Origin of the sequence: Nonomuraea cavernae, from assembly GCF_014646355.1 — a bacterium.
GTDB classification, from domain to species: Bacteria; Actinomycetota; Actinomycetes; order Streptosporangiales; family Streptosporangiaceae; genus Nonomuraea; species Nonomuraea cavernae.
Genome location: NZ_BMNH01000024.1, coordinates 67136 through 86255, shown reverse-complemented (window position 1 = coordinate 86255; position 19120 = coordinate 67136). Strand labels below are relative to the sequence as shown.

The 19120-nt window shown below is 71.3% G+C and carries 18 protein-coding genes and 1 pseudogene; 5 read left to right on the top strand and 14 right to left on the bottom strand.

The genetic code is table 11. The features are described from left to right. Positions 1-2: 2 nt before the first annotated feature. The 6 genes and pseudogenes from IEY82_RS29460 to IEY82_RS29435 form a co-directional block, all read right to left on the bottom strand. Positions 3-530: a S26 family signal peptidase gene (locus IEY82_RS29460; RefSeq protein WP_189127510.1), complete on the bottom strand. Its 528-nt coding sequence runs from the start codon at positions 528-530 to the stop codon at positions 3-5. Beyond that, positions 527-2386, bottom strand: coding sequence for an ABC transporter ATP-binding protein (locus IEY82_RS29455; protein WP_189127509.1), 1860 nt, complete (start codon positions 2384-2386; stop codon positions 527-529). Before IEY82_RS29455 ends, IEY82_RS29460 begins: the two co-directional genes overlap by 4 nt. Beyond that, a complete protein-coding gene (locus tag IEY82_RS29450; RefSeq protein WP_189127508.1) occupies positions 2383-2940 on the bottom strand; it encodes a TlpA disulfide reductase family protein in 558 nt (185 codons plus the stop codon). Before IEY82_RS29450 ends, IEY82_RS29455 begins: the two co-directional genes overlap by 4 nt. 220 nt (positions 2941-3160) lie before the next feature. Beyond that, positions 3161-3445: pseudogene (locus IEY82_RS40420) on the bottom strand (MauE/DoxX family redox-associated membrane protein); the annotation flags it as partial. Between the two features lie 74 nt (positions 3446-3519). Beyond that, positions 3520-3723 (bottom strand): hypothetical protein, encoded by a 204-nt coding sequence (locus IEY82_RS29440; RefSeq protein WP_189127506.1) that lies wholly within the window; start codon positions 3721-3723, stop codon positions 3520-3522. 320 nt (positions 3724-4043) lie between these two features. Continuing rightward, the gene (locus IEY82_RS29435; RefSeq protein WP_189127505.1) at positions 4044-4445 is read right to left on the bottom strand and encodes a hypothetical protein; all 402 of its coding nucleotides are present in this window, start codon (positions 4443-4445) and stop codon (positions 4044-4046) included. Between the two features lie 89 nt (positions 4446-4534). Here IEY82_RS29435 and IEY82_RS29430 point away from each other — a divergent pair, with 89 nt between their 5' ends. Together IEY82_RS29430 and IEY82_RS29425 are read left to right on the top strand one after the other, a co-directional pair. Beyond that, positions 4535-6727 (top strand): helicase-associated domain-containing protein, encoded by a 2193-nt coding sequence (locus tag IEY82_RS29430; protein WP_189127504.1) that lies wholly within the window; start codon positions 4535-4537, stop codon positions 6725-6727. Positions 6728-6793: 66 nt separating this feature from the next. Continuing rightward, the gene (locus IEY82_RS29425) at positions 6794-7552 is read left to right on the top strand and encodes a TetR/AcrR family transcriptional regulator (RefSeq protein ID WP_229697723.1); all 759 of its coding nucleotides are present in this window, start codon (positions 6794-6796) and stop codon (positions 7550-7552) included. Between the two features lie 31 nt (positions 7553-7583). On the opposite strand, the gene IEY82_RS29420 is transcribed toward IEY82_RS29425, so the two are convergent. After that, positions 7584-9281 carry an FAD-dependent monooxygenase gene (locus IEY82_RS29420; protein WP_189127503.1) on the bottom strand — a complete coding sequence of 566 codons (1698 nt, stop codon included), beginning with the start codon at positions 9279-9281 and terminating at the stop codon, positions 7584-7586. Positions 9282-9434: 153 nt separating this feature from the next. Between IEY82_RS29420 and IEY82_RS29415 the strand changes: the two genes are divergently transcribed. Both IEY82_RS29415 and IEY82_RS29410 read left to right on the top strand, forming a co-directional pair. Then, positions 9435-10460, top strand: a complete 1026-nt coding sequence (locus IEY82_RS29415) for a hypothetical protein (protein WP_189127502.1) — start codon at positions 9435-9437, stop codon at positions 10458-10460. Positions 10461-10589: 129 nt separating this feature from the next. Then, positions 10590-11453 carry a hypothetical protein gene (locus tag IEY82_RS29410; protein ID WP_189127501.1) on the top strand — a complete coding sequence of 288 codons (864 nt, stop codon included), beginning with the start codon at positions 10590-10592 and terminating at the stop codon, positions 11451-11453. A gap of 78 nt (positions 11454-11531) precedes the next feature. Here IEY82_RS29410 and IEY82_RS29405 read toward each other — a convergent pair whose 3' ends face one another. The 6 genes from IEY82_RS29405 to IEY82_RS29380 all read right to left on the bottom strand — a co-directional run bounded on the left by IEY82_RS29405 (position 11532) and on the right by IEY82_RS29380 (position 16892). Further along, positions 11532-12203 carry a response regulator gene (locus IEY82_RS29405; protein WP_189127500.1) on the bottom strand — a complete coding sequence of 224 codons (672 nt, stop codon included), beginning with the start codon at positions 12201-12203 and terminating at the stop codon, positions 11532-11534. Beyond that, on the bottom strand, positions 12200-13516 hold the full coding sequence (locus tag IEY82_RS29400) for a sensor histidine kinase (RefSeq protein WP_225262644.1): 1317 nt from the start codon (positions 13514-13516) through the stop codon (positions 12200-12202). Before IEY82_RS29400 ends, IEY82_RS29405 begins: the two co-directional genes overlap by 4 nt. A gap of 49 nt (positions 13517-13565) precedes the next feature. Continuing rightward, entirely contained in the window at positions 13566-14792 is a 1227-nt protein-coding gene (locus IEY82_RS29395) for an acyltransferase family protein (RefSeq protein ID WP_189127498.1), read from the bottom strand. Between the two features lie 5 nt (positions 14793-14797). Next, positions 14798-15397, bottom strand: a complete 600-nt coding sequence (locus IEY82_RS29390) for an alpha/beta hydrolase (protein WP_189127497.1) — start codon at positions 15395-15397, stop codon at positions 14798-14800. Between the two features lie 155 nt (positions 15398-15552). Continuing rightward, the gene (locus IEY82_RS29385; protein WP_189127496.1) at positions 15553-16446 is read right to left on the bottom strand and encodes a hypothetical protein; all 894 of its coding nucleotides are present in this window, start codon (positions 16444-16446) and stop codon (positions 15553-15555) included. Next, positions 16443-16892 (bottom strand): cupin domain-containing protein, encoded by a 450-nt coding sequence (locus IEY82_RS29380; protein WP_189127495.1) that lies wholly within the window; start codon positions 16890-16892, stop codon positions 16443-16445. The genes IEY82_RS29385 and IEY82_RS29380 overlap by 4 nt, the downstream gene beginning before the upstream one ends. A 61-nt stretch (positions 16893-16953) precedes the next feature. Between IEY82_RS29380 and IEY82_RS29375 the strand changes: the two genes are divergently transcribed. Then, positions 16954-17577 (top strand): TetR/AcrR family transcriptional regulator, encoded by a 624-nt coding sequence (locus IEY82_RS29375; protein ID WP_225262642.1) that lies wholly within the window; start codon positions 16954-16956, stop codon positions 17575-17577. A 41-nt stretch (positions 17578-17618) separates the two neighbouring features. Here IEY82_RS29375 and IEY82_RS29370 read toward each other — a convergent pair whose 3' ends face one another. Next, positions 17619-19040, bottom strand: a complete 1422-nt coding sequence (locus IEY82_RS29370; protein ID WP_189127494.1) for a PI-PLC domain-containing protein — start codon at positions 19038-19040, stop codon at positions 17619-17621. Positions 19041-19120: the final 80 nt, after the last annotated feature.

The following is a 19120-nucleotide window of genomic DNA, read 5'->3' as shown; positions in this document are numbered from 1 at the left end:
GGTCACGCGCGGGACAGACGGCGCACGACCACGCCCACGAGCCGGTCCGGAGTCACGTAGCCCGACTGGCGCGAGTCGAAGGAACGGCTCGGGTTGTCTCCGAGCACGACCAGGTGCCCGGGCGGCACCGCCGCGTCGGCGACCGAACGCAGCGCCGGGCACCGCTCGCGCGGCACCGGGTCGCCGGGCACCGCGATGGCCCGCTTGAGCATCCACCGGGGAGCCACGGGAGTGTTCGCGTCAGCGTCATCACGAGCCTGGAGACCGGCGCCGTCCGGGTCGCCGGCGTGATGGGCCTCGAAGCCCTGCCAGGTGCCGGGTGGTGCGGCGGCGAAGACCACGACCTGGCCGGGCCGCACCCGGGTGACCGGGACGCGCCGGATCAGCACCCGCTCGCCGTGATCGTACGTGGGCCGCATGCTCAGGCCCGACACCGTGATCACGACGTACCTGCGACGCGCCCACAGCAGCACGCCGACCGGCAGCGCCAGGGCGCAGGCCGCCGCCAGGACGACATACCAGCCCGTCATCCCGGCTCCCCGGAGAGCGCGGCGTATCCGGCCGCCTGCAGGGTGAACATCCGGGCGTAGACGCCGTCGGCGGCCAGCAGGCGGGCGTGGTCGCCCTGTTCGACGATCTCGTCACCGGACAGGACGACGATGACGTCGGCCTCCCGGACGGCGCCGAGCCGGTGCGTGATGAGCACGTTGGTGCGCCCGGCCCGCAGCCGGCGCAGCCGGGTGTGGATGTCGTGCTCGGCCTCGGCGTCCAGCCCCGCGCTGGGCTCGTCGAGGATCATCAGGTCGCGCTCGTCGCGGACGAGCGCCCTGGCCAGGGCCAGGCGCTGCCACTGCCCGCCCGACAGTGTCACGCCCGTCTGCGGATCGCCGTCGATGGAGTCGCTCGAGAACATCCGGGTCAGCAGCGTGTCGTAGCCGCGTGGCAGCTCGGTGACCGTGTCGTGGATCCCGGCGTGGCGGGCCGCGGCCTCGATCCGGCCCTGGTCGCCGCGCGCCGTCAGATCGCCGACGGCGATGTTGTCGGCGGCGCTGAAGTCATACGCCATGAAGTCCTGGAAGACGGCGCCGATGCGGGCGCGCAGCCGGTCGATGGGGACGTCGCGGATGTCGACGCCGTCCCAGAGGATCGCCCCCTTGGTCGGGTCGTAGAACCGGCACAGCAGCTTGACCAGCGTGCTCTTGCCGGCCCCGTTGCGGCCGACCAGGGCCACCGTGGCGCCGCGCGGGATGGACAGGTTGATGCCGCGCAGCACCCAGGGATGGTCGTCGCTGTAGCGAAACCACACGTCGCGCAGCTCGATGCCGTCACGCAGCGGCCTCAGCTCCCGTGGCGTCGCCGGGGACGGGAGGTCGCGGCCGGCTCCGGTGACCGCCGTGTAGTGGCCGAACATCAGCAGCAGCCGGTGCGTCTCGGCGGTGGCGTGGACCAGCCCGTTGAGCGCGCCCTGCACACCCGCGACCGCGGCGACGAACACCGACACGTCGCCCACGGTGAACCCGCCCCGCCCGGCGGACACCAGGATCCAGATCAGCCCGCCGCCGGAGACGAGCGCCGCCAGCAGCGCGAGCGCCCCCTGCGCCCCGAGCTCGCGGCGGTCCAGGACCCGGTGGGCGTGGTTGGTCTGACGCAGCTGGGAGTTCATCCGGCCGCGCAGGTAGCCGCCGAGGTCGAACAGCCGGATCTCCTTGGCCGCCTCCACCGTCGTCAGCAGCTCGCTGTAGAAGAACCGCCAGCGTTCGGCCGGCTCGATGCGCAGCATCGTCTCGGCCCGCTGCCGGGAGATGCGGAGCTCGATGACCAGGGCGGGGGCCGCCGCCACCAGCACGATGACGGTGAACAGCGGGCTGATCAGCGCCAGCGAGGCGACGAACCCGACCAGGGTGACCGCGTCACGGCCCAGGCCGAACATCGCGCCGGCGATCTGCCCCGGCGACCGGGCGCTGTGCTGCGCGAGCCGCAGCCGGTCCAGGAACGCCGGCTCCTCGAACCGCCCCAGACCGACGAACCGCTCCACGGCGGCGAACAACTCGTCCTGGGCCCGCAGCCCGACCCGCCGGTCCACCTCGCTCTGGAGGTACTGGCCGAGTTGCGGCAGCACCGCGTTGACCACGCCCACGCAGGCCAGGCCGATCGCGAGCCCCACCACGGCGCCGATCGGGCCCGGCGCGACGAGCCGGTCGAGGACGATCTTGGTCAGCCAGGCCGCCACGACCGGGACGACGCCGCCCGCCAGCGTGATCGCCGAGAAGCCGGCCAGTTGCCCGGGCGCGGCCCGCCAGACCAGGCGGAGCGCCTTGGCGCCACTGACCAGCAACTCGCGCCGGCCGGGCCGGGCATCGCCGGTGGCGGCCCGGCCCGCGCTCACGCCTCCGCCGAGACGAGGAGCTGGTCCAGGTCACCTCCGATGACGCGCACCACGCCCTCGGCGTCGACCACGCAGAAGGCCGGGAAGGCGTGCACCTTGAACGCGTTCGCCAGGGGATGGTCGGCGCCTTCCATGACCACCCGGGCGACGGTGGCCAGCTCCTCGGCCATCTCCTTCACGCCGGCCGCCTCGGGCTCACCCGACTCGTTGACGACGACGGCGAGCACCTGCTGCCGGTCGAAGTCCCGCGCCCGCGCCTGCTCGACGAACACCGGCATCTTCTCCCGGCAGGGGGCGCAACTCGGGCTGAAGAAGGCCACCACGGTCTCCCCGGCCAGCAGGGCCCGGGACACCGGCTCGCCGTCCGTGGTCGTGGCGGCGAACTCGCCGACCTGTTCGCCGAGCATCTGCAGCGAATCGTCACGACCGCCGCTGAGAACCTTCTCGAGCTGTGCCGTGTGCTCCTTGAGCCGGCGGATGACGCCGAACGTCAGGAGCAGGTTCAGCAGGCACAGCACTCCCACCAGGACCACTGCGGCGACGAGAAAGGGCATCGTGCTTTCCTCTCTGCGCTCCGCGGCCGTCGGCGGCGGGAGGCGCGAACAGCTCGGCCAGATCATCAATGCGGGTCAACAACACGGCCACCACCAGAGCCGCCACGGCCGCGATCGCGATGCCGCCGGGATGCGGCGAGCCGAGCTGCCCGCCGGCGGTGACCAGGCCGGCGACCGAGGCCGCCAGCAGCACTCCGTTGCGTACGAGGTGGCGGCCGGAGAGCGGCGCCGACGACGCGCCGAAACACCGGCAGGACGTGCTGACACCACGGCGCAAGGAGGCCGCGATGGCGACGCTGAAACCGGTCAGCAGCACGACGGCGAGGGCGAAGCCGGCCCGCGCGGTGTACGGCACTGCGACCAGCAGGGCCGTCGCCGCCTCCGCGACGACGACCACCAGTGCGGTTGTTCTGGCGACGGAATCACTTATCCCACGCGCCCGTACGGAGCCGGCGAGGACGCGCGTGGCGGCGGCGAACTCGCGGAACGCCGCGCGACCGCGCACCTTACTCCATGCCGACAGCGCGAAAACGAGAGCCACGAGACAGGCGCAGCCGATCGCCGGATAGTCCACTGCGTTCAGCAGCAGGCGGCCTTGTAGGAGCACTGCAGGCAGTTGCCGCCGGCCGTGCAGTCGGTGCAGCGGTAGCAGCGGGTGCACTCCCTGCAGGAGTACCAGTAGTTGTAGGCACAGTTGCACGTGCAGCTTCCGGCGGACGCCTCCGCCTTCGGCACGAACAACGTGAGCAACCGGTCGCTGATGCTTTGGATGGCCGACACCATGATTGTTCTCCTCGCGCCTTCAGGTGTGTGCTAGCGGATTCGTGCGTCAAGCTCGTCGGGGCGTCGGCATGGTCGACTCGCGGACGGAAATCCGTTTCCGACTCACTTGACCAGATCTCAACCACGAGGGTGACAAAGTCCCCTTTTTCGGTATTTCCTCCTTTCTGGGACGTCAGGAAGATTATTAAGGGCGGCCCACTTCTCGATCAAGAGGACCGCCGCCATTGGTGCCGTTCTACCGCGTCGGCCACCTCGCGCCGTTCGTATGTCTCAACACCTCGGCCACCGCCACTTGTCGAAAGGCACCAACGACCGTCGCCTCACCCCTGCTGACGCTCCTTCATCTCCGCTTCGTAGATGTGCCGCACGCCACCCGCCAGCTCGTCCCTGACCTTCTGCTCCAGCTCGGTGAAGTGCCGGTGGTAACCGTCGTCGTACTCCTCGACCACCTGGAACGTCCACCGGCCGGCCAGCACGTCACGGCCGAGGAGCTCGGCGGTCAGCAGGTCGGCCTGCGCGTCGCGCCCCGCCGCGCGCAGCGCCTCAATGGCCTCTTCCAGCTCCCGATGGGCGGTCCCGGTCAGCTGGTGGAAGGCGTACAGGTGCCCGCGGGCCCGCTGGACCGTCTCCAGCGCGCACGACAGCGTGCCCAGCGCGTCGACGGTCGCGTCGTCGAGTCCCTGGGGGCGGCGACCGCGCCAGTCGGCTGTTTCCTCACTCATGCGGGACCCGTTCCCCACGCGCGTCACCCGTACCGTCGCGCCCTCGCTCCGGCTCACGGAGCTCGCCGCGCGGCACTACCCTGGCGACCATGCCCAGCAACTCCCTGATCGACTGGCTCGCCACTCGCAGCCCCGAGCAGCTCGGGTTGATCGCCGACCGCGCCGCCCTGCGCCGCCGCGGTCGGGAAGTGTCGCTGCGCGACTTCGCTCAACTGCTCGCCCAGGACCACGTGGCCGCCGAGCTGGTGAAGTTCTGCACGCTCCCGGACGTCCAGGCGCTGGGCGCCGTCTCGTGGCTGGCCGACCAGCGACACGGTCCCTTCCCCGAGGAGCGCTGGCGCTCCCCCGACCCCTACGATCGCGCGGTCCCCCGGAGCGCGGTGCTGGACCTGCTGGCCGACGACGACCCCGGCCTGCGGGCCGAGGCGGAGGCGACGCTGGACCGGCTGGCGGACCAGGCGCTCCTGCTGCCGCCGCACGGCGAGCAGGTGGTGGCGCACACCTACGTCCACCGCGCGATGATGGGCGGCATGGCGCTGGGCCGACCCGCCGGTCAGCTCATCTCCCGCCACTTCAACGCGCCCGAGGTGCACCACGTGGCCGCCGGGCTGGGGCTGGAGAAGGCGGCCAACCGGTCGGCCGCCGAGCGGAACGTCGTGACGGTTCTCACCGATCCCGAGCGGCTGCGCGCGCTGCTCGACCGGGCGCCCGAGGCGGCCACGCGACTGCTGGAGCTGCTCGCGCACGACGGCCCGCTGCTGGAGACCCGCTGCTTCCACCCCGCGGGCGTCTACGGCTACAACTCCACCGGCAAGTACACCTTCTTCCCGGGCGGGTCCGGTCACCAGGGGGTCGACTGGCTGGCCGCCCGGGGCCTGCTCCTGCCCTCCGGTCTGCCCGGCGTGGCCGAGCTCCCGCTGGAGGTCGCGCTGGCGGTCCGCGGCGAGGTGCGGGCCACGTTCCATCCCCGGCCGCCCTCCCCGCCCGAGCTGCCGCCGGCCGAGCGGGCCGAGGCGGCCTCCCAGGGCGCGGTGGTCGCCCTGGCCTGGCAGCTCGAACGGCTGCTGGCCGCCTGCGCCGAGCGGCCACTCGCCGTGCGCAAGGCCGGCGGAGTGGCGGTGCGCGACACGAAGCGGCTGGCCAAGCAGGTCGGCCAGCCAGAGGAGACCGTCCGCTTCCTGCTCGAACTGTGCGTCCGGGCCGACCTGCTGGGCCCGCTGGCCGAGCCGGCCGAACGCCCCGCCAACCGCCGCGCCAAGGCTCCCGACCCCACCTACGTGGTGCTGCCCACCACGTCCTACGACCGGTGGCTGCCGCGTCCTCCGGCCGAGCGGCTGGTGCCGGTGCTCGCCGCCTGGGCCACCTGCCGCGACATCCCGCTGTGGTGGCCCGACCCCGACCAGACCCCGGTCGCCCTGACCGGGGCGGACGATCCCGACGCCGTCGGCCTCCGCTACGCGCTGCTCGAGGCGCTCGCCGCCGCTCCGGGCCGCCGCGCCGCCGCGGCGCCCGAATACCTGGTGGCCGCCGCGACCTGGCACCGTCCCATGCGCGTCGCCGAGGGCCCGCCCGGAGCCGAGCGGATCGGCGCCACCGTGCGCGAGGCCCGGCTCCTCGGCGTCGTCGCCGACGACACCCTGACCGCCCTCGGCCACGCCCTGCTCGGCCTGCTCCGCACCGGCCGGGCCTGGCGCGAGCCGGAGCCGGTCCTCACCCCGGTGCTCACCGACCTGCTGCCGCCGCCGCAGACGACCGCCCGTTTCCAGACCGACCTGACCGCCGTGGTGAGCGGCACTCCGGAGGCGGGCCTGGCCGCCCTGCTCAACGCGGTGGGCGCGCGTGAGTCCGAGGGGCACGCGGTGGTGTGGCGGATCTCCCCCGCCTCCGTACGGCACGCGCTCGACGCGGGTCACGACGCCGAGGACCTGGTCAGGCGGTTGCGAGCCGTGGCCCAGGGCGATCTTCCGCAGCCCCTCGAGTACCTGATCAAGGATGCCGGCCGGACCCACGGCCGGATGCGGGTGGTTCGCTCCGGTTGCTGCGTCCGATCCGAGGACGAGGCCCTCCTCGCGGAGCTCGCCGGCGCCAAGGCGCTGCGCAGACTCGGCCTGCGCCTGATCGCGCCGACCGTACTGATCAGCGCGAGCTCCGAGCGGGAGACGATGGACGCCCTGCGGGCCGCCGGTTACGCCCCGGCCCTGGAGGCCGAGACCGGCGTCACGCTGGTCGAGCAGCCCGCCGCCCGCCGCGCGAAACCGTCCGGCCGGACCTCCCGCCACTGATCGGCCTCCCCCGGACCGCGGCCGCGCCGCTGCTCCACGGGCACCGGCAGGTCCACCCAGAGTCCGGTGTACATCACCTGCGCGGCCGCCGCCGACGGGACGGCGACGGTCAATGTACTTCTGAAATCATGGCTGGCGATGACTGAGCAGAAGAAGCGACGCCCCTACGCCAGCGCGCTGCGCCATGAGCAGGCACAGGCCACGCGGCAGAAGATCGCGACGGCGGCGCGGGAATTGATGATCAGGAAGGGCTACGCCGACACCACCATGGCCGAAGTGGCACGTCAGGCCGGCGTGGCCGTTCAGACGCTGTACACGTCCTGCCCCGGCGGCAAACCCGCACTGGCCAAGCTCGTCTACGACATCACCCTGGCCGGGGACTCCCAGTCCCTGCCACAGAGCGACCGCCCCGAGGTCCGGGCGATCATCGAGGAGCCGGACCCCGTGCGCAAGCTGGCCCTGCACGCCGCCACGGCCACCGCGATCCTCCGGCGCATCCAGCCGGTGCACCGCCTCCTCCGCGCGGCGGCCGCCGCGTCACCCACCGACGCGGGACTCCAGGACGTACTGGCCGACATCGAACGCGAAAGGCTGATGGGAAGCCGCGGACCGGCCGAACATCTCCACGCTCTCGGAGCGTTGCGCCCAGACCTTCCGCCGGCCAGAGCAGCTGAGCAGATCTATGTCCTCACCTCGACGGAGAACTTCGAGAAGCTCACCGAAGTGTGCGGATGGAGCGAAGGCGAGTACGAGGAGTGGCTCGCCGCGATGCTCGCGGCGAGCCTCCTCGCACACCATCATCCCGAGCAGGCTCACGGACGATGAGACCGGGCCCCCGCTCCAGGCGTTCACGGTCTCATGCCGGCTCCACCGAGACGGTCGCCGGGCGGCCGAGGATCTGGCTGATCACTCCGCCGAGCACGGTGCCGGGGTCGGGGTCGGCGGCGGGTGAGCGCCAGGCGACGTAGCCGTCGGGGCGCACCAGGACGGCTCCGGTCGGCTCGATGCCGTAGAGGCTGGTGAACGCGTCGGCGTCGTCCTCGATCCCCGGGTCTCCGATGGCGAACGCGGCCAGCGGGACACCGTGCCGTTCGGCGGCGAGCGCGGCGCCGAGCCGCCAGTCGTCGCCCGCACGGGTGGTCAGGAGGGTGAACCGGGGGCCGAACAGGTCCAGGGTGGACAGCCTGCCGTCGCCGCGGCCGAGCCAGAGATGAGGGGCCCGGCAGCCGGGGGTGGCGCTCTGCCGGTAGTCGGCGTAGGAGTCGTCGACCGCCGGGGGGACGGCGCCGTCCGGGACGACGGCGCCGGAGGCGTAGCGGGTGCCGAACTCGACGCCGAGGTGGTTGCCGTACCGGTGGGTCGCCTGAATGGCGTCCTCGGGGCTGAGCTGCCGGTCGAGGCCGTACAGGATGGCGACGGAGATCTGCAGGACGTTGTGGAAGTTGGCCAGCGACTGCTCGACGGTGGTCTTGGCGGGCGGGCGGCGTTCGGCGTCGTAGGTGTCCAGGAGCGACCAGTCCGCGCTGCCCCGCGCGCAGAGGGCCAGCTTCCACATCGCGTTGTGCATGCCCTGCAGGCCGGTGTTGACGCCGAGGCCACCAGTGGGCGGGAACTGGTGGGCGGCGTCGCCGCACAGCACGATCCGGCCCGCGACCAGCCGGTCGGCGACGGTGGCGTTCATCCTCCACCGCCCGACGGTGCGCACCTCCACCTCCAGGTCCTCGATCCCGGAGCCGGCGCGGATCCACTGCGCGCACCACTCCGGGGTGTGGATGCCGGCCTCCCACTCCTCGCGCTGCACCGGGATCTGGCAGAGCCAGCGGCCCCGGGCGTCGAGCGGCTGGAACACCCCGGCGGCCTCGGATCCGCCGACGTAGAGCAGCACGCCGGTCCGGTCGCCGAGGTAGGACTCCAGGTCGGCGCGGAAGTAGCAGTTGACGAAGTGGCTGACCGCCTGGGCGCCGTCCAGGGCGATCCCCAACTGCCGCCGGACGAGGCTGTCGACGCCGTCCGCGGCGACCAGGGCGCTGCCCGAGATCGTGTAGGCGGTGCCCGACCGCGGGTCGAGCACCTCCAGGGAGGCCTCGGTGTCCTCGGGGAGCCAGCCCGTCACCACCCGGGTGACCTCGTGGCCGAAGCGCAGGTCGACGAGCCCGGTGGCGGCGGCCGCGTCCCGGAGGATCTTCTCGATGAGGTCCTGGGACGACATCACGGGTAAGGCGGGACTGATCTCCGGTCCCGGACCGAGGAATCCCAGGGTCTCGATCTGCCCGGTCTCCGCACCGGTGAGGGTGTCGAAGAACCGGATCGGGCTCTTCCAGCCGGGCGGCGTGTCGATGCCGCGCAGCCGCTGGTGGACGGCGTGTCCCCAACCGCGCGCGATCTCCATCGTCCGGGTGTTGAAGTTGCGGGTCTTGGGGTGCCGGGACGTCTGCGCGCGCTGCTCCAGCACGACCGACGGGACACCGAAGCGGGCCAGTTCGAGGGCCGCGGCGAGACCGACGGGACCTCCTCCGACCACGAGGACGGGAGGTGTTCTTGAGATGTGGATCACAGGCGCATGGTAATGGGGCGGACAGAGTCTGCGGCCGAGCCCGACCCGGCCCCTACGCCTGACCTGTGCGAACGCTCTTCCGGTCCGACTTGTCACGTTTGAAGGTCAGAATTGTCATCACCACCGGTTCGAGATGATCGCTACTCTGCGACAATGTTCACTTATCGATCGCCTGGCGCGATGGTCCTCGTGGCGGCTGCCACCCTCGTCACCACAACAGCCACAACGTCGAGTGCGCAGGCGCACGAAGCGCCCGCGACCGCGGCGGATCGGGTGCTGCGGGTCTACAACAACAACATCGAGAACCTGGTGAGAAACAACGCCGACGGCACGTGCACCCGGATCTCAGGCCCGGACCACCTCACGTCGATGCTGGTCGACGACAACGGCAGGACGGGCACCTCCGGCGTACAGGCTCCCGATCTGCTGATCGTGCAACAGGTGCGCGGCACCGGGCAGACCACGGCCTACGCCGACCAGCTCTCGGCCAAGTTCGGATATCCGGCGGGCACCTACAAGGCGGTCGTGGCCTGGGACGACCCCGAACCGTGGGGCAGCTCGCACAAGTGCAGTCAGCAGGCGCTCGGCGACCTGAAGAAGAAGCAGACCAACGCGATCGTCTACAACACCAGAACGCTGAGCCTGGCGTCGGGCGACGTCTCGAAGTACTGGAGCGCGGGCTGGTTAAAACCCGGGACACCGTACAACGGCGGGGCCGGGTGCACGCTGTACAAGCCGCCGAACAACGACAGCGGCACCACCAACGCGCACAAGTGGAAGCGCACCAGCGCCATCGCGGCGAGATTCACGATCAAGGAAACGGGGACGACGGTCTTCGCCGCGACCATGCACCTCCCCGAACAGAACGGCGCGAACGCCTGCGCGGGCGCGGGCACCACGGGCATCGCCAACTCCGGCATCCATGTCGGCGCGGACGCCACGAGCCTGATGAACGCGTCCACGATCCGGGTGATCGGGATCGACGCCAATCGCACGAACATCGCCTCCTCGACGCTCGGCGGCTTCGGCATGACCGGCTACGGAGCGAAGGCTACCTCCGGTTCCCGAAAGATCGACTATCTGTTCGTCAAGGGCGCCGTGCAGCCGTCCAGCGTCGATCACACGGTGAGCGGTACGAAGTCGAACCATCTGGCGTTGTACGGATTCATCACGTACTGAACTCGCACTCCCTCTCACGCCGGCGACATCTGTGATCGCTCAGGTCGAGCATCGTGCCCGTCATCACCGTGGGCGAGAGAGCCGATGCCACCGGTGCCACGTTCTCTACACTGATCCACTGTGTTACGAATGCGCCGATTACGGTGGTGGGTCGCCCTGTCGATGGCGGCCCTCCTGCTCGCCCTGGCAGTCCCTCAGTTCAGCGCCACCGTCGCACTCCCGGAGCCCGCGGAGCAGCGTGACTGCCCCATGGGCCTGGGACTCGATGGTCCACCGGGAGCCGCGGTGGTCGAGCAGCAGGACAGGCAGTGGATGTACCTGTGCTTCGCTCACCAGCAGTTCGGTGAACTGCCGGACGAGGAACTGCTCGCGCGTGGTGCTGCCCTGTGCGACTCCGCGGTCCTCGACGAGAAGTTGACCAAGCTGCTCGAACTGCGCTGTCCCGGCCTGTACGAGCGCAACGAGCGGATCTACCTGGCCGCGCGGGACGCCGAGGATGCTGAGGAGAAGCGGCGACTGGCGGTGGCGAAGACCCGCTGTCCCCGCAGGGCGCCGATCGCCAAGCCGGTACGCCGGACACGGGCCGCCATGTGGGTGAGCACAGGCGGAATCCATGCCTGGGAAGAGGGCTACAACGGCCTCGACTACACGGGCAGGTTCCTCACCAAGGGCAAGGGCACGGTCCATCTCACCTGGGGAACCGGGAAAGGTGACGAGGCAGGTCCCGTCTGCGTCACCGGGGAGGCGTACAAAGAGCGTCCGCCCAAGGCCAAGGGCTGGCAGCGGTCGGGAGAGCTGAGATTTCACAGCCCCACCGGCGTGCTGGAGTTCTTCGGTGACGGCGGCGACCCGCTGGGCGATGTGACCGTCACGGGAGCGGGGTCCTACCGGATCCGCGCCTACGTCCGGGGGGTCGAGCACGCCCCGGAGTTGACCAGGGCGGAGGCGGTCAAGGAAGTGCTGATCGTCGTCTTTCCCACGTCGCCGCGATGATGGGCGAGGTTGATCGCGAGCTGCGCCTGCACGTCGCGCCGGTGATCCTGGGCAGGGGCGAGCTTCGCGATCGTTCGTCTAGTAACCCGACGGGCGTACCAACCCCGTTTCGTAGGCGAAGACCGCCGCCTGGGTACGGTCGCGCAGCCCCAGCTTGACCAGGATCCTGCTCACATGGGTCTTGACGGTCTGCTCGGCGACCACGAGACGCTCGGCGATCTCCGCGTTGGACAGGCCCTGCGCGATCAGCGACAGCACCTCGGTCTCGCGTTCGGTCAGGTCGCCCACGCGCTCCCTCAGCGGGGTGCGCGGGGCGCCGCTCACCCGGGAGAGCTCGGCGATCAGGCGCTTGGTGACGTTCGGCGCGAGCAGGGCGTCCCCGGCCGCCACCACCCGCACCGCGTGGGCCAGCTCGGCCGCCGACGCGTCCTTGAGCAGGAAGCCTGACGCGCCGGCACGCAGCGCCTCGTAGACGTAATCGTCGAGGTCGAAGGTGGTCAGAACCAGGACCTTCACCGTCGTGTCCGGCTGCCCGGCGAGTCGGCGGGTCGCCTCGATGCCGCCCAGCTCGGGCATCCGCACGTCCATCAGTACCACGTCGGGGTCCAGCTCGGCGGCCTTCGCGACGGCGTCGAGGCCGTTCACGGCCTGGCCGACGACCTCTATGCCGGGCTCGGCGTCGAGCAGCACGGTGAAGCCCTGACGGACCATGATCTGGTCATCGGCTATGAGCACGCGGATGCTCGTCATGGGGTGGCCTCGATGCCTTTCTGGGAGTCGATGGGCAGGAACACACTCACCTCGTAGCCGCCGCCGGGCGTGGGTCCCGTGACGAGGTCGCCGCCCAGCATGGCCGCGCGCTCACGCATCCCCAGCAGCCCGTGCCCCACGCCCGGGATGGGCACGGGCGGCGCGGCGGGCGCGGCGTTGACGACCCGGATCGTGAGGGCGTCGCTTCGATAGCGCAGCCGGACCGCGACGGGCGCGCCCGGCGCGTGCCGCATGGCGTTGCTGAGCGCCTCCTGCACGATCCTGAACGCCGACAACTCCACCCCGGGCGACAGCGGGCGCGGCTCCCCCACGGTCTCGGCGGTGAGCGCGACGCCTGCGCCGCGTACGTTCGCGAGCAGCTCGCCGAGCCGGTCGAGGGTGGGCTGCGGAGCGTCCCCGGGTGTGTCCTGCGCGCGCAGGAGGCCCAGGACTCGGCGCAGCTCGGTCAGCGCCTCGACGGCGTTCTCGCGAATGCCCGCGAGGTTCTCCTTCAGCTCGTCGGACGGATTCGCCACCAGGTGCGGCGCCACCTGCGCCTGAATGGAGATCACCGACATGTGGTGCGCGACCACGTCGTGCAGTTCGCGGGCGATCCTGGCGCGCTCCTCCAGCAGCGTGCTGCGGGCCCGCTCCTCGGCCGTCAACTCCTCCTGAGCCTCCAGCCGGGTACGGGTCGTCCTGAGCGCGCGCATCCCGGCCCCGATCACGACCGCGACCGCTTCGACCGCCACGGCCAGCAGCACCTCGCCGCCCCCGTTGCCTTCGGGCACGAACACCACGCACCCCGCTCCCACCAGCGTGGTGATCGCCAGCGCCGAGGCCGCCACGCGGGGGCGGACCCGCAGAGCCAGCAGGAGCAGCACACCGGCCTGCAGCGCGATGCCCGAGCCCGTCCACGGGAAGGCCAGCGCGTCGCCATCCGGGAGCCTCGGGAGAACCGGCCCCCTGGGCGTCCCGGGGTCCACCATCCAGGGGAAGCTCAGGCTCTGCGAGAGGTAGGTCATCCCCGTCCTCGCGCCGATCACCGTGACAGCGATCGACGCCCACCAGGCGGGCAGCGGGCGCGACATCGCGATCACCAGGATCGCCGCCTGGATCATGGCGAGCAGCGGGACCGTCGAATCCGCACCCTCTCCACCGGAGAACATGCCCATGACCAGCGCGTACAGGATGACCAGGAGGTGCGGGAGCCGGGACAGCCGGCGCGGCCTCGCCATGCGGGGCAGCGGGTCGGCGGCGGTCGTCCACAGGTCCGAGCGTAAGGCGCCGAAGGCTCTTCGCAGCCTGCTCATCAGCCCTCGCCTCATGTCCTCTATGCCCCCTTTGTCGGGGCGCTCCAGCTTAGCGATGTGCCGCGACCGGCTTCGAGCGTGACGGTCCTCGCTCCGAACCGTGGAACACCGCGCAGCACGCCAGCAGCGCCACCGCGAACAGCGGCAGCCAGGCCACCCGGGCGAGGACCCAGCCGGGCCCGTCGGGGACCGTGCGCAGGCCGGGCAGCGTCCCGTCCCCGAGTAAACCGGCCCTCAGCATCACGCTCTCGGCGAGCAGGCCGAAGGAGGTGACCGCGATCATCGCGGTCTGGTGCCAGAGGAAGATCGTCATCGCGGCGAGGTTCGTCAGCGCCACCGCGGCCCAGGCCGCCGGGCGACGCAGCAGCCGCCTCAGCGGACCGAGCAGCAGCAGGGCCGCACCGCACTGGGCGAGGCCGAAGGTGACGGCGGCCAGGGAGGGCGGATCCAGGTTGGACAGCGACGCCCCCGGCACACCGACCATGGCGGCCGGGTAACCGGCCAAGGTGACGAGCGCGACGGTGACGGCCGCGCCCCCGAGCAGCAGCGCCCACCCGGTCACGCGCCCACGCAGCCGGCCTCGCGCCCAGGCCGCCCCAAGGCAGTACGGCACCAGCCACCCGGCTGCCACGTTGACCCACCAGCCCAGCTCCTCTCCATGTCCGGCCACCGCGTCCACGAGCCCGCCCAAAGGACCCGCTCCCTCCGCGTGGGCGCCGACCGGGACGGCGCCGAACCTGATCAGATCGACACACACCACCACAGCGAGCGGCCACACCGGGTGCAGTCTCGACACCAGCGGGGTCGCCGCGGTCAGCGCCGCGAAGACCAGCAGGAACCACATCGGGGACAGCACGAGCTTGACCAACGCCTGGACGCTCTCCAACCTGACCCCGGCGGCCAGCATCGCGAAAGCCGCCAGGCCCCACACCACCAGCACGGCCGCCGCCGGCCGGAACAGCCGGGCCGTCCGCCCCGCGAGCCACCGCCCGTACGGCACGCCTTCCGCCCGGGCGCGCAGCCGGCTCCGCGTCCCCACCATCCCGCCCACCAGGAAGAAGACCGCGAGAGTCTGGAACACCCAGGAAACCGGGGTGAGCTGCGGCAGGTACCGCAGCGGGCTGGCGACCCGCACCGTCCCGCTGTCCACGACCAGCGCGGTCACCAGCCAATGCCCGGCCACCACGCCCAGGATGGCCAGCGCGCGCAGAGCGTCCACGGCGCGGTCGCGATCGGGCGGCGTCTCGGCGTCGAGCCGCGCGACCAGGTCACGCATCGCCGTCAGCCCGTCCCGACGCCCGGCCTGGCCGCGCGCAGCTCGCCCATGAAGGCACGCAGGCCGGGGGCGGCCCCGTCGGCGCGGCCGGGGGTCAGCGCCTGGAGGCTCAGGCTGCTCGGCGTGGCGTACCCGAGCCAGGCGATCACGGCCGACCGGTCGCCCAGCGCGTCCCGAAGCCGCATCGAGCCGCCGCGCACCAGCCCGTACCTGTCCAGGTCGACGCCGGCTCCCGGAACCAGCACGGCGATCCGTTCGGCGCTGGACAGCTCGCCGAACACCTCCACGACCCGCCCGCCGTCACGGCCGTCGAAGGACAGGAACCGCCGCGCGGGATCAGCCATCTCGCGCAACCTCGCGGCACGCCAGTGGTGGCCGTGCCGGCCCGCCGTGCGCCTGGCCGCCAGGATCTCCGCGCGGACGGCCGCATACCGCTCGGCGAGCACGGCCGGGGTCGCGGCGGCCAGCGGAGGCGCGGGAACTGGAACGGGGGCCGGTACCCGCCCGGGCATGGCCACGCCTGTCATCGGCCCAGCCAGCGCAGCGGCGACGAGCGTGGCGGACAGGAGGCGCCGCAGGCGGCTGCCGCGTGGGCGGGTCGTCATGGGCGGTGGTCCCTTCGTGCCGGAGATCGTGCTCGGGCTCGAAGGTATGGATCACCGCTGGTAGCCGGCGTCCCGCTGTGGAGTGCACATTTCGCGTAGCCCTGACGTACTACGGGATGCAGACGGGTCTCGCACGCCGCGGTCTGGGCGGGGGGTCACTTGGTCCAGATGGCGGCGTAGCGGCCCGTTTCCGCGTTGATGTGGATGGGGTAGAAGCCCTTGGCCTTGAGGTCGTCGAACCGGCTCTGGTAGCCGGCGGCGGTCATGCCGATGTAGGAATGCCAGGCGCCGGGCTTGTCGTCACGCCAGACGGTGGTGTAGCGGCCGGTGGCGCTCACCGCGACCGTGGTGGGGCGGAAGCCCTTCGCCACGTTCTTCCTGAACTCGGCATCATGGCCCTCCTGGGTCAGGCTGACGCTGACATGCCAGCTCACCCGGCCTGGGTTGGCCGACCAGACCGCGACATAGCGCGGCGCGGAGGCGGTGCCGTAGGTGTCGACCGACGACAGCATCAGACCATCCTGGCGGGCGGTGCCGCTCATCCGCAGGAGCTCGGCAGGAGTGATGCCGTGCTTGGCCACGTACCGGAAACCGGGGTTCTTCACGAAGATGGCCGCGAAACGAGCACGCTCCCCCGAGCCGGTGGCGCTGACCACGGCCGGCTGATACCCCTGAGCGGCGAGCTGGTCGAAGCGCCGCTGATAACCATCAGCGGACATGTCGTGATACATCGCCCACGGCAGGTCACCACCCATGGCACGACCTGACACCGACCACATCCCGGCATACCGAGTGCGACCCGACAGGTCGGTGGACACGCTGACCGTGATGGGGCGGTAACCCTGCCCGCGCAGGGTGTCGAACCGCTCGGTCTGCTGCGCGGGGGTCAGGTTGTGGTAGGCCACGAACCTTGGCGCCGTGCTCACCCCCTCGTGCGCGGCCAGGATGGCCCCGGTGGACGTCGCCTGCGCGACCGCCGCCGACGGGAGAACGACGATCAGCGTGAGTGCACCCACGGTCGTGGCCAAGAACCTGCGGTTCCCTTTCATAGAACGGTCCTTTCGCTGGAAGGGGGCTGGGGCATCTCCGGCCGAGTGCCCGGCGGCGGGCCGGTGATCCGGTAGCCGTGGCGGGCGGCCACCTCGATCAGCCGGCCGGGGTCGGTGTCGCCGGCGGCGACGTCGGTGGCGAAGTGCTCGAATCCGGCCGGCCAGGTCAGCTGGAGCAGGCGCAACGGAGAGTCCTGGGCGTTGACGAAGGCGTGCGGCAGGTCGCGGAGCAGCAGGACGAAGGCACCGGCCCCGGCCTGCCACGTCCGCTCGCCGCAGTACACCCGGATCGTGCCCGACAGTACGTAGAACGCCTCGTCGTCGTGCTGGTGCACGTGCCAGGGGGTGGCGAAACCCGGCGGGCACTCCTGCTCGATCAGGGTCAGCGCCCCGCCTGTCTCCGATCCCCCCGCCTTCACGGTCATCGTGGTGCCGAGGAACTGCATCGCGCCTCACCTTCCTGTAGTCTCACTCTAAAGTAGTACTCTAAAGTGATACTTTAACTCGATGGAAGACGTCAAGACTCCGAAGCGGCGCTCGGCACAGACCCGAAGCCGCATCGTGAAGGCCGCGCATGGGCTGTTCGTCGTGCGGGGCTACACCGGCACGACCTTCCAGCTGGTCGCCGACGCGGCCGAGGTGTCGGTGCAGACGGTCTACTTCCACTACGGGACCAAGAGCCGGCTGCTCAAGCACGTGGTCGACGTCGCCTCCGCCGGGGACGACGAGCCCGTGCCGCTCCTGCGACGGCCCTGGTTCGCCGCGTTGCGGGCGGCACAGGACCCCAACGAGGTCGTACGAGGATGGGTGCACCACAGCGGGGTCATCCTCGACCGGGTCGCCCCCGTCCTCGCGGTGGTCCGCGACGCGGCGGCCGGCGACCCCGACATGGCCGCCCAATGGGCCGCCAACAGCGAGCAGCGGCACGCCGCCCACGCGGAGGTCATCGCCATCCTGGCCCGCCTGCGGGCGCTGCGGACCGGCCTGACCGAGCGCCGGGCCACGGACATCACCGTCGGGATGTTGTCGCCGGATCTGTTTCTGGTGATGACGCGCGAATGCGCTTGGACCACCCCGGAGTGGGAGGACTGGACCGCCGACCAGCTCTCCCATGGCCTGCTGTCCCCCTGACGGTCAAGGGGCGGTGCCGGGCCACGGATCCAGCGGCCGGCTCAGTCCACGGCGCCGGCCTGGGTGAGGAGGTTCTGGTACCAGGTGGCGTACGGGTGGTTGGTCGCCGGATAGTTGGCCAGCGGGTCGGTCGCCTGGCTCGCCGCGTCGAAGTCCCAGCCCCGCACGAGCCGTCCCGCCCGCCGCGCGTCGGTGATGAACGACGACTCCCCCGCCTTCGCCGCGTAGAACAGCGCGCCCTGCCGGAGCTCGGCGCTGTCGCCCTGCTGGAACTCGTCGAAGGCGACCTGCGGATAACGGATGCGGTCGCCCGCGAACCTGTCGGTGTCCACGCGCAGGGTCTGGGACGGGGTCGGGCCGTCGGCGCCGGTCCATACGCGCACGCTCGACGTGCCGCTGGTCGAGGTGGCCTTGTCATAGCGGGCGTCGCCGGTGGTGGCGTTGCCGCTCCACGCGACGGTCTTCGCCGCGGCGTTGAGCATGCCGGCCCACTGCCAGTTCTGGCTGTTGCTCTGGCTGCGGTGGATCTCACGGAGCCGGGTGCCCGCCGCGTCGGTGAACCTGACCGTCGGCAGGACGCCGCGGTCGTACTGGCCGCTGGGCCCCCAGGCGATCTCCCCGTCGGCGCCGAGGCGTCCCACGCGGTACCACAGCGTGGTGTTGTTCTGGGACTGGTGGACCTCGACCAGGTCACCGTTGTCGTTCAGCGCGACGGCCGGCGTCACGCCGCTGTCGTACCTGCCGTGGCGCAGCCAGGTCACCCGGCCGTCGGCGCCGTACCTGCCGGTCCAGTACCACAGCGCCCCCGAGCCCGAGTCGTGCACCTCCACGACCTGACCCCACCCGTTGATCGCGACGGCCGGATTGACGCCGATGTCACGCTTGTACAGGGTGCGGGTCTCGGCGTGACCGGAGATGAGGGCGAGCACCCTGCCGCGTAACGCGTCCACCGTCGGCGAGCCGGCCGGGTAGTCCTCGGCCCGGTACAGCCGCGAGCCGAAGACGGAAACGAGCTCCTCGTTGAGCGCGGCCAGGTTGCCCGCGGCGTAGGAGGTGTTGTCGGTCAGGTTGTCCTTGACGTCGAGCGCGACGACGATCGGCGCGGCGGTGGGATGCGCCGTGGACCAGGCGTTGATCGCGTTGAGCCAGTCGCGCAGGAGGTTCGACGCGGGGTTTCCCGTGTGGTCGACCTGATCGCCGGGAGAGTCGTGGCCGATCGAGTAGTCATTCGAGGTGGCGTACCCGTTGTCGTGGATGTCGAGTTCGATGAAGCGGATGCCATGGTCGAGCTGGGAGGCGATCGAGCCCTTCGCGCCGGCGACATTGCCCGAATAGCTGTTGTGCGTGGCGCGGAAGATCGCCGAGGGTAACTGCGGGTCGTCCAACGCCTCGGCGGATCCGCTGATCAGCAGGACGGACGCGGCGGCGGCGAGCACGGACAGGACAACTCTCGAACGGGGCATCTTGTGATCCTCATGTCGCGGAGTGTCTCCCCAGACAATACGATCACCCGCCTCCAGCCAACCCTCAGGCCGGTTGTCGA

What these genes read in the sequence shown, in the direction of transcription:
- IEY82_RS29460 (WP_189127510.1), bottom strand. Translation starts at nt 530, where the DNA reads ATGACGGGCTGGTATGTCGTCCTGGCGGCGGCCTGCGCCCTGGCGCTG.
- IEY82_RS29450 (WP_189127508.1), bottom strand. Translation starts at nt 2,940, where the DNA reads ATGCCCTTTCTCGTCGCCGCAGTGGTCCTGGTGGGAGTGCTGTGCCTG.
- IEY82_RS29440 (WP_189127506.1), bottom strand. Translation starts at nt 3,723, where the DNA reads ATGGTGTCGGCCATCCAAAGCATCAGCGACCGGTTGCTCACGTTGTTC.
- IEY82_RS29435 (WP_189127505.1), bottom strand. Translation starts at nt 4,445, where the DNA reads ATGAGTGAGGAAACAGCCGACTGGCGCGGTCGCCGCCCCCAGGGACTC.
- IEY82_RS29430 (WP_189127504.1), top strand. Translation starts at nt 4,535, where the DNA reads ATGCCCAGCAACTCCCTGATCGACTGGCTCGCCACTCGCAGCCCCGAG.
- IEY82_RS29415 (WP_189127502.1), top strand. Translation starts at nt 9,435, where the DNA reads ATGTTCACTTATCGATCGCCTGGCGCGATGGTCCTCGTGGCGGCTGCC.
- IEY82_RS29410 (WP_189127501.1), top strand. Translation starts at nt 10,590, where the DNA reads ATGCGCCGATTACGGTGGTGGGTCGCCCTGTCGATGGCGGCCCTCCTG.
- IEY82_RS29405 (WP_189127500.1), bottom strand. Translation starts at nt 12,203, where the DNA reads ATGACGAGCATCCGCGTGCTCATAGCCGATGACCAGATCATGGTCCGT.
- IEY82_RS29400 (WP_225262644.1), bottom strand. Translation starts at nt 13,516, where the DNA reads ATGAGCAGGCTGCGAAGAGCCTTCGGCGCCTTACGCTCGGACCTGTGG.
- IEY82_RS29395 (WP_189127498.1), bottom strand. Translation starts at nt 14,792, where the DNA reads ATGCGTGACCTGGTCGCGCGGCTCGACGCCGAGACGCCGCCCGATCGC.
- IEY82_RS29390 (WP_189127497.1), bottom strand. Translation starts at nt 15,397, where the DNA reads ATGACGACCCGCCCACGCGGCAGCCGCCTGCGGCGCCTCCTGTCCGCC.
- IEY82_RS29385 (WP_189127496.1), bottom strand. Translation starts at nt 16,446, where the DNA reads ATGAAAGGGAACCGCAGGTTCTTGGCCACGACCGTGGGTGCACTCACG.
- IEY82_RS29380 (WP_189127495.1), bottom strand. Translation starts at nt 16,892, where the DNA reads ATGCAGTTCCTCGGCACCACGATGACCGTGAAGGCGGGGGGATCGGAG.
- IEY82_RS29375 (WP_225262642.1), top strand. Translation starts at nt 16,954, where the DNA reads ATGGAAGACGTCAAGACTCCGAAGCGGCGCTCGGCACAGACCCGAAGC.
- IEY82_RS29370 (WP_189127494.1), bottom strand. Translation starts at nt 19,040, where the DNA reads ATGCCCCGTTCGAGAGTTGTCCTGTCCGTGCTCGCCGCCGCCGCGTCC.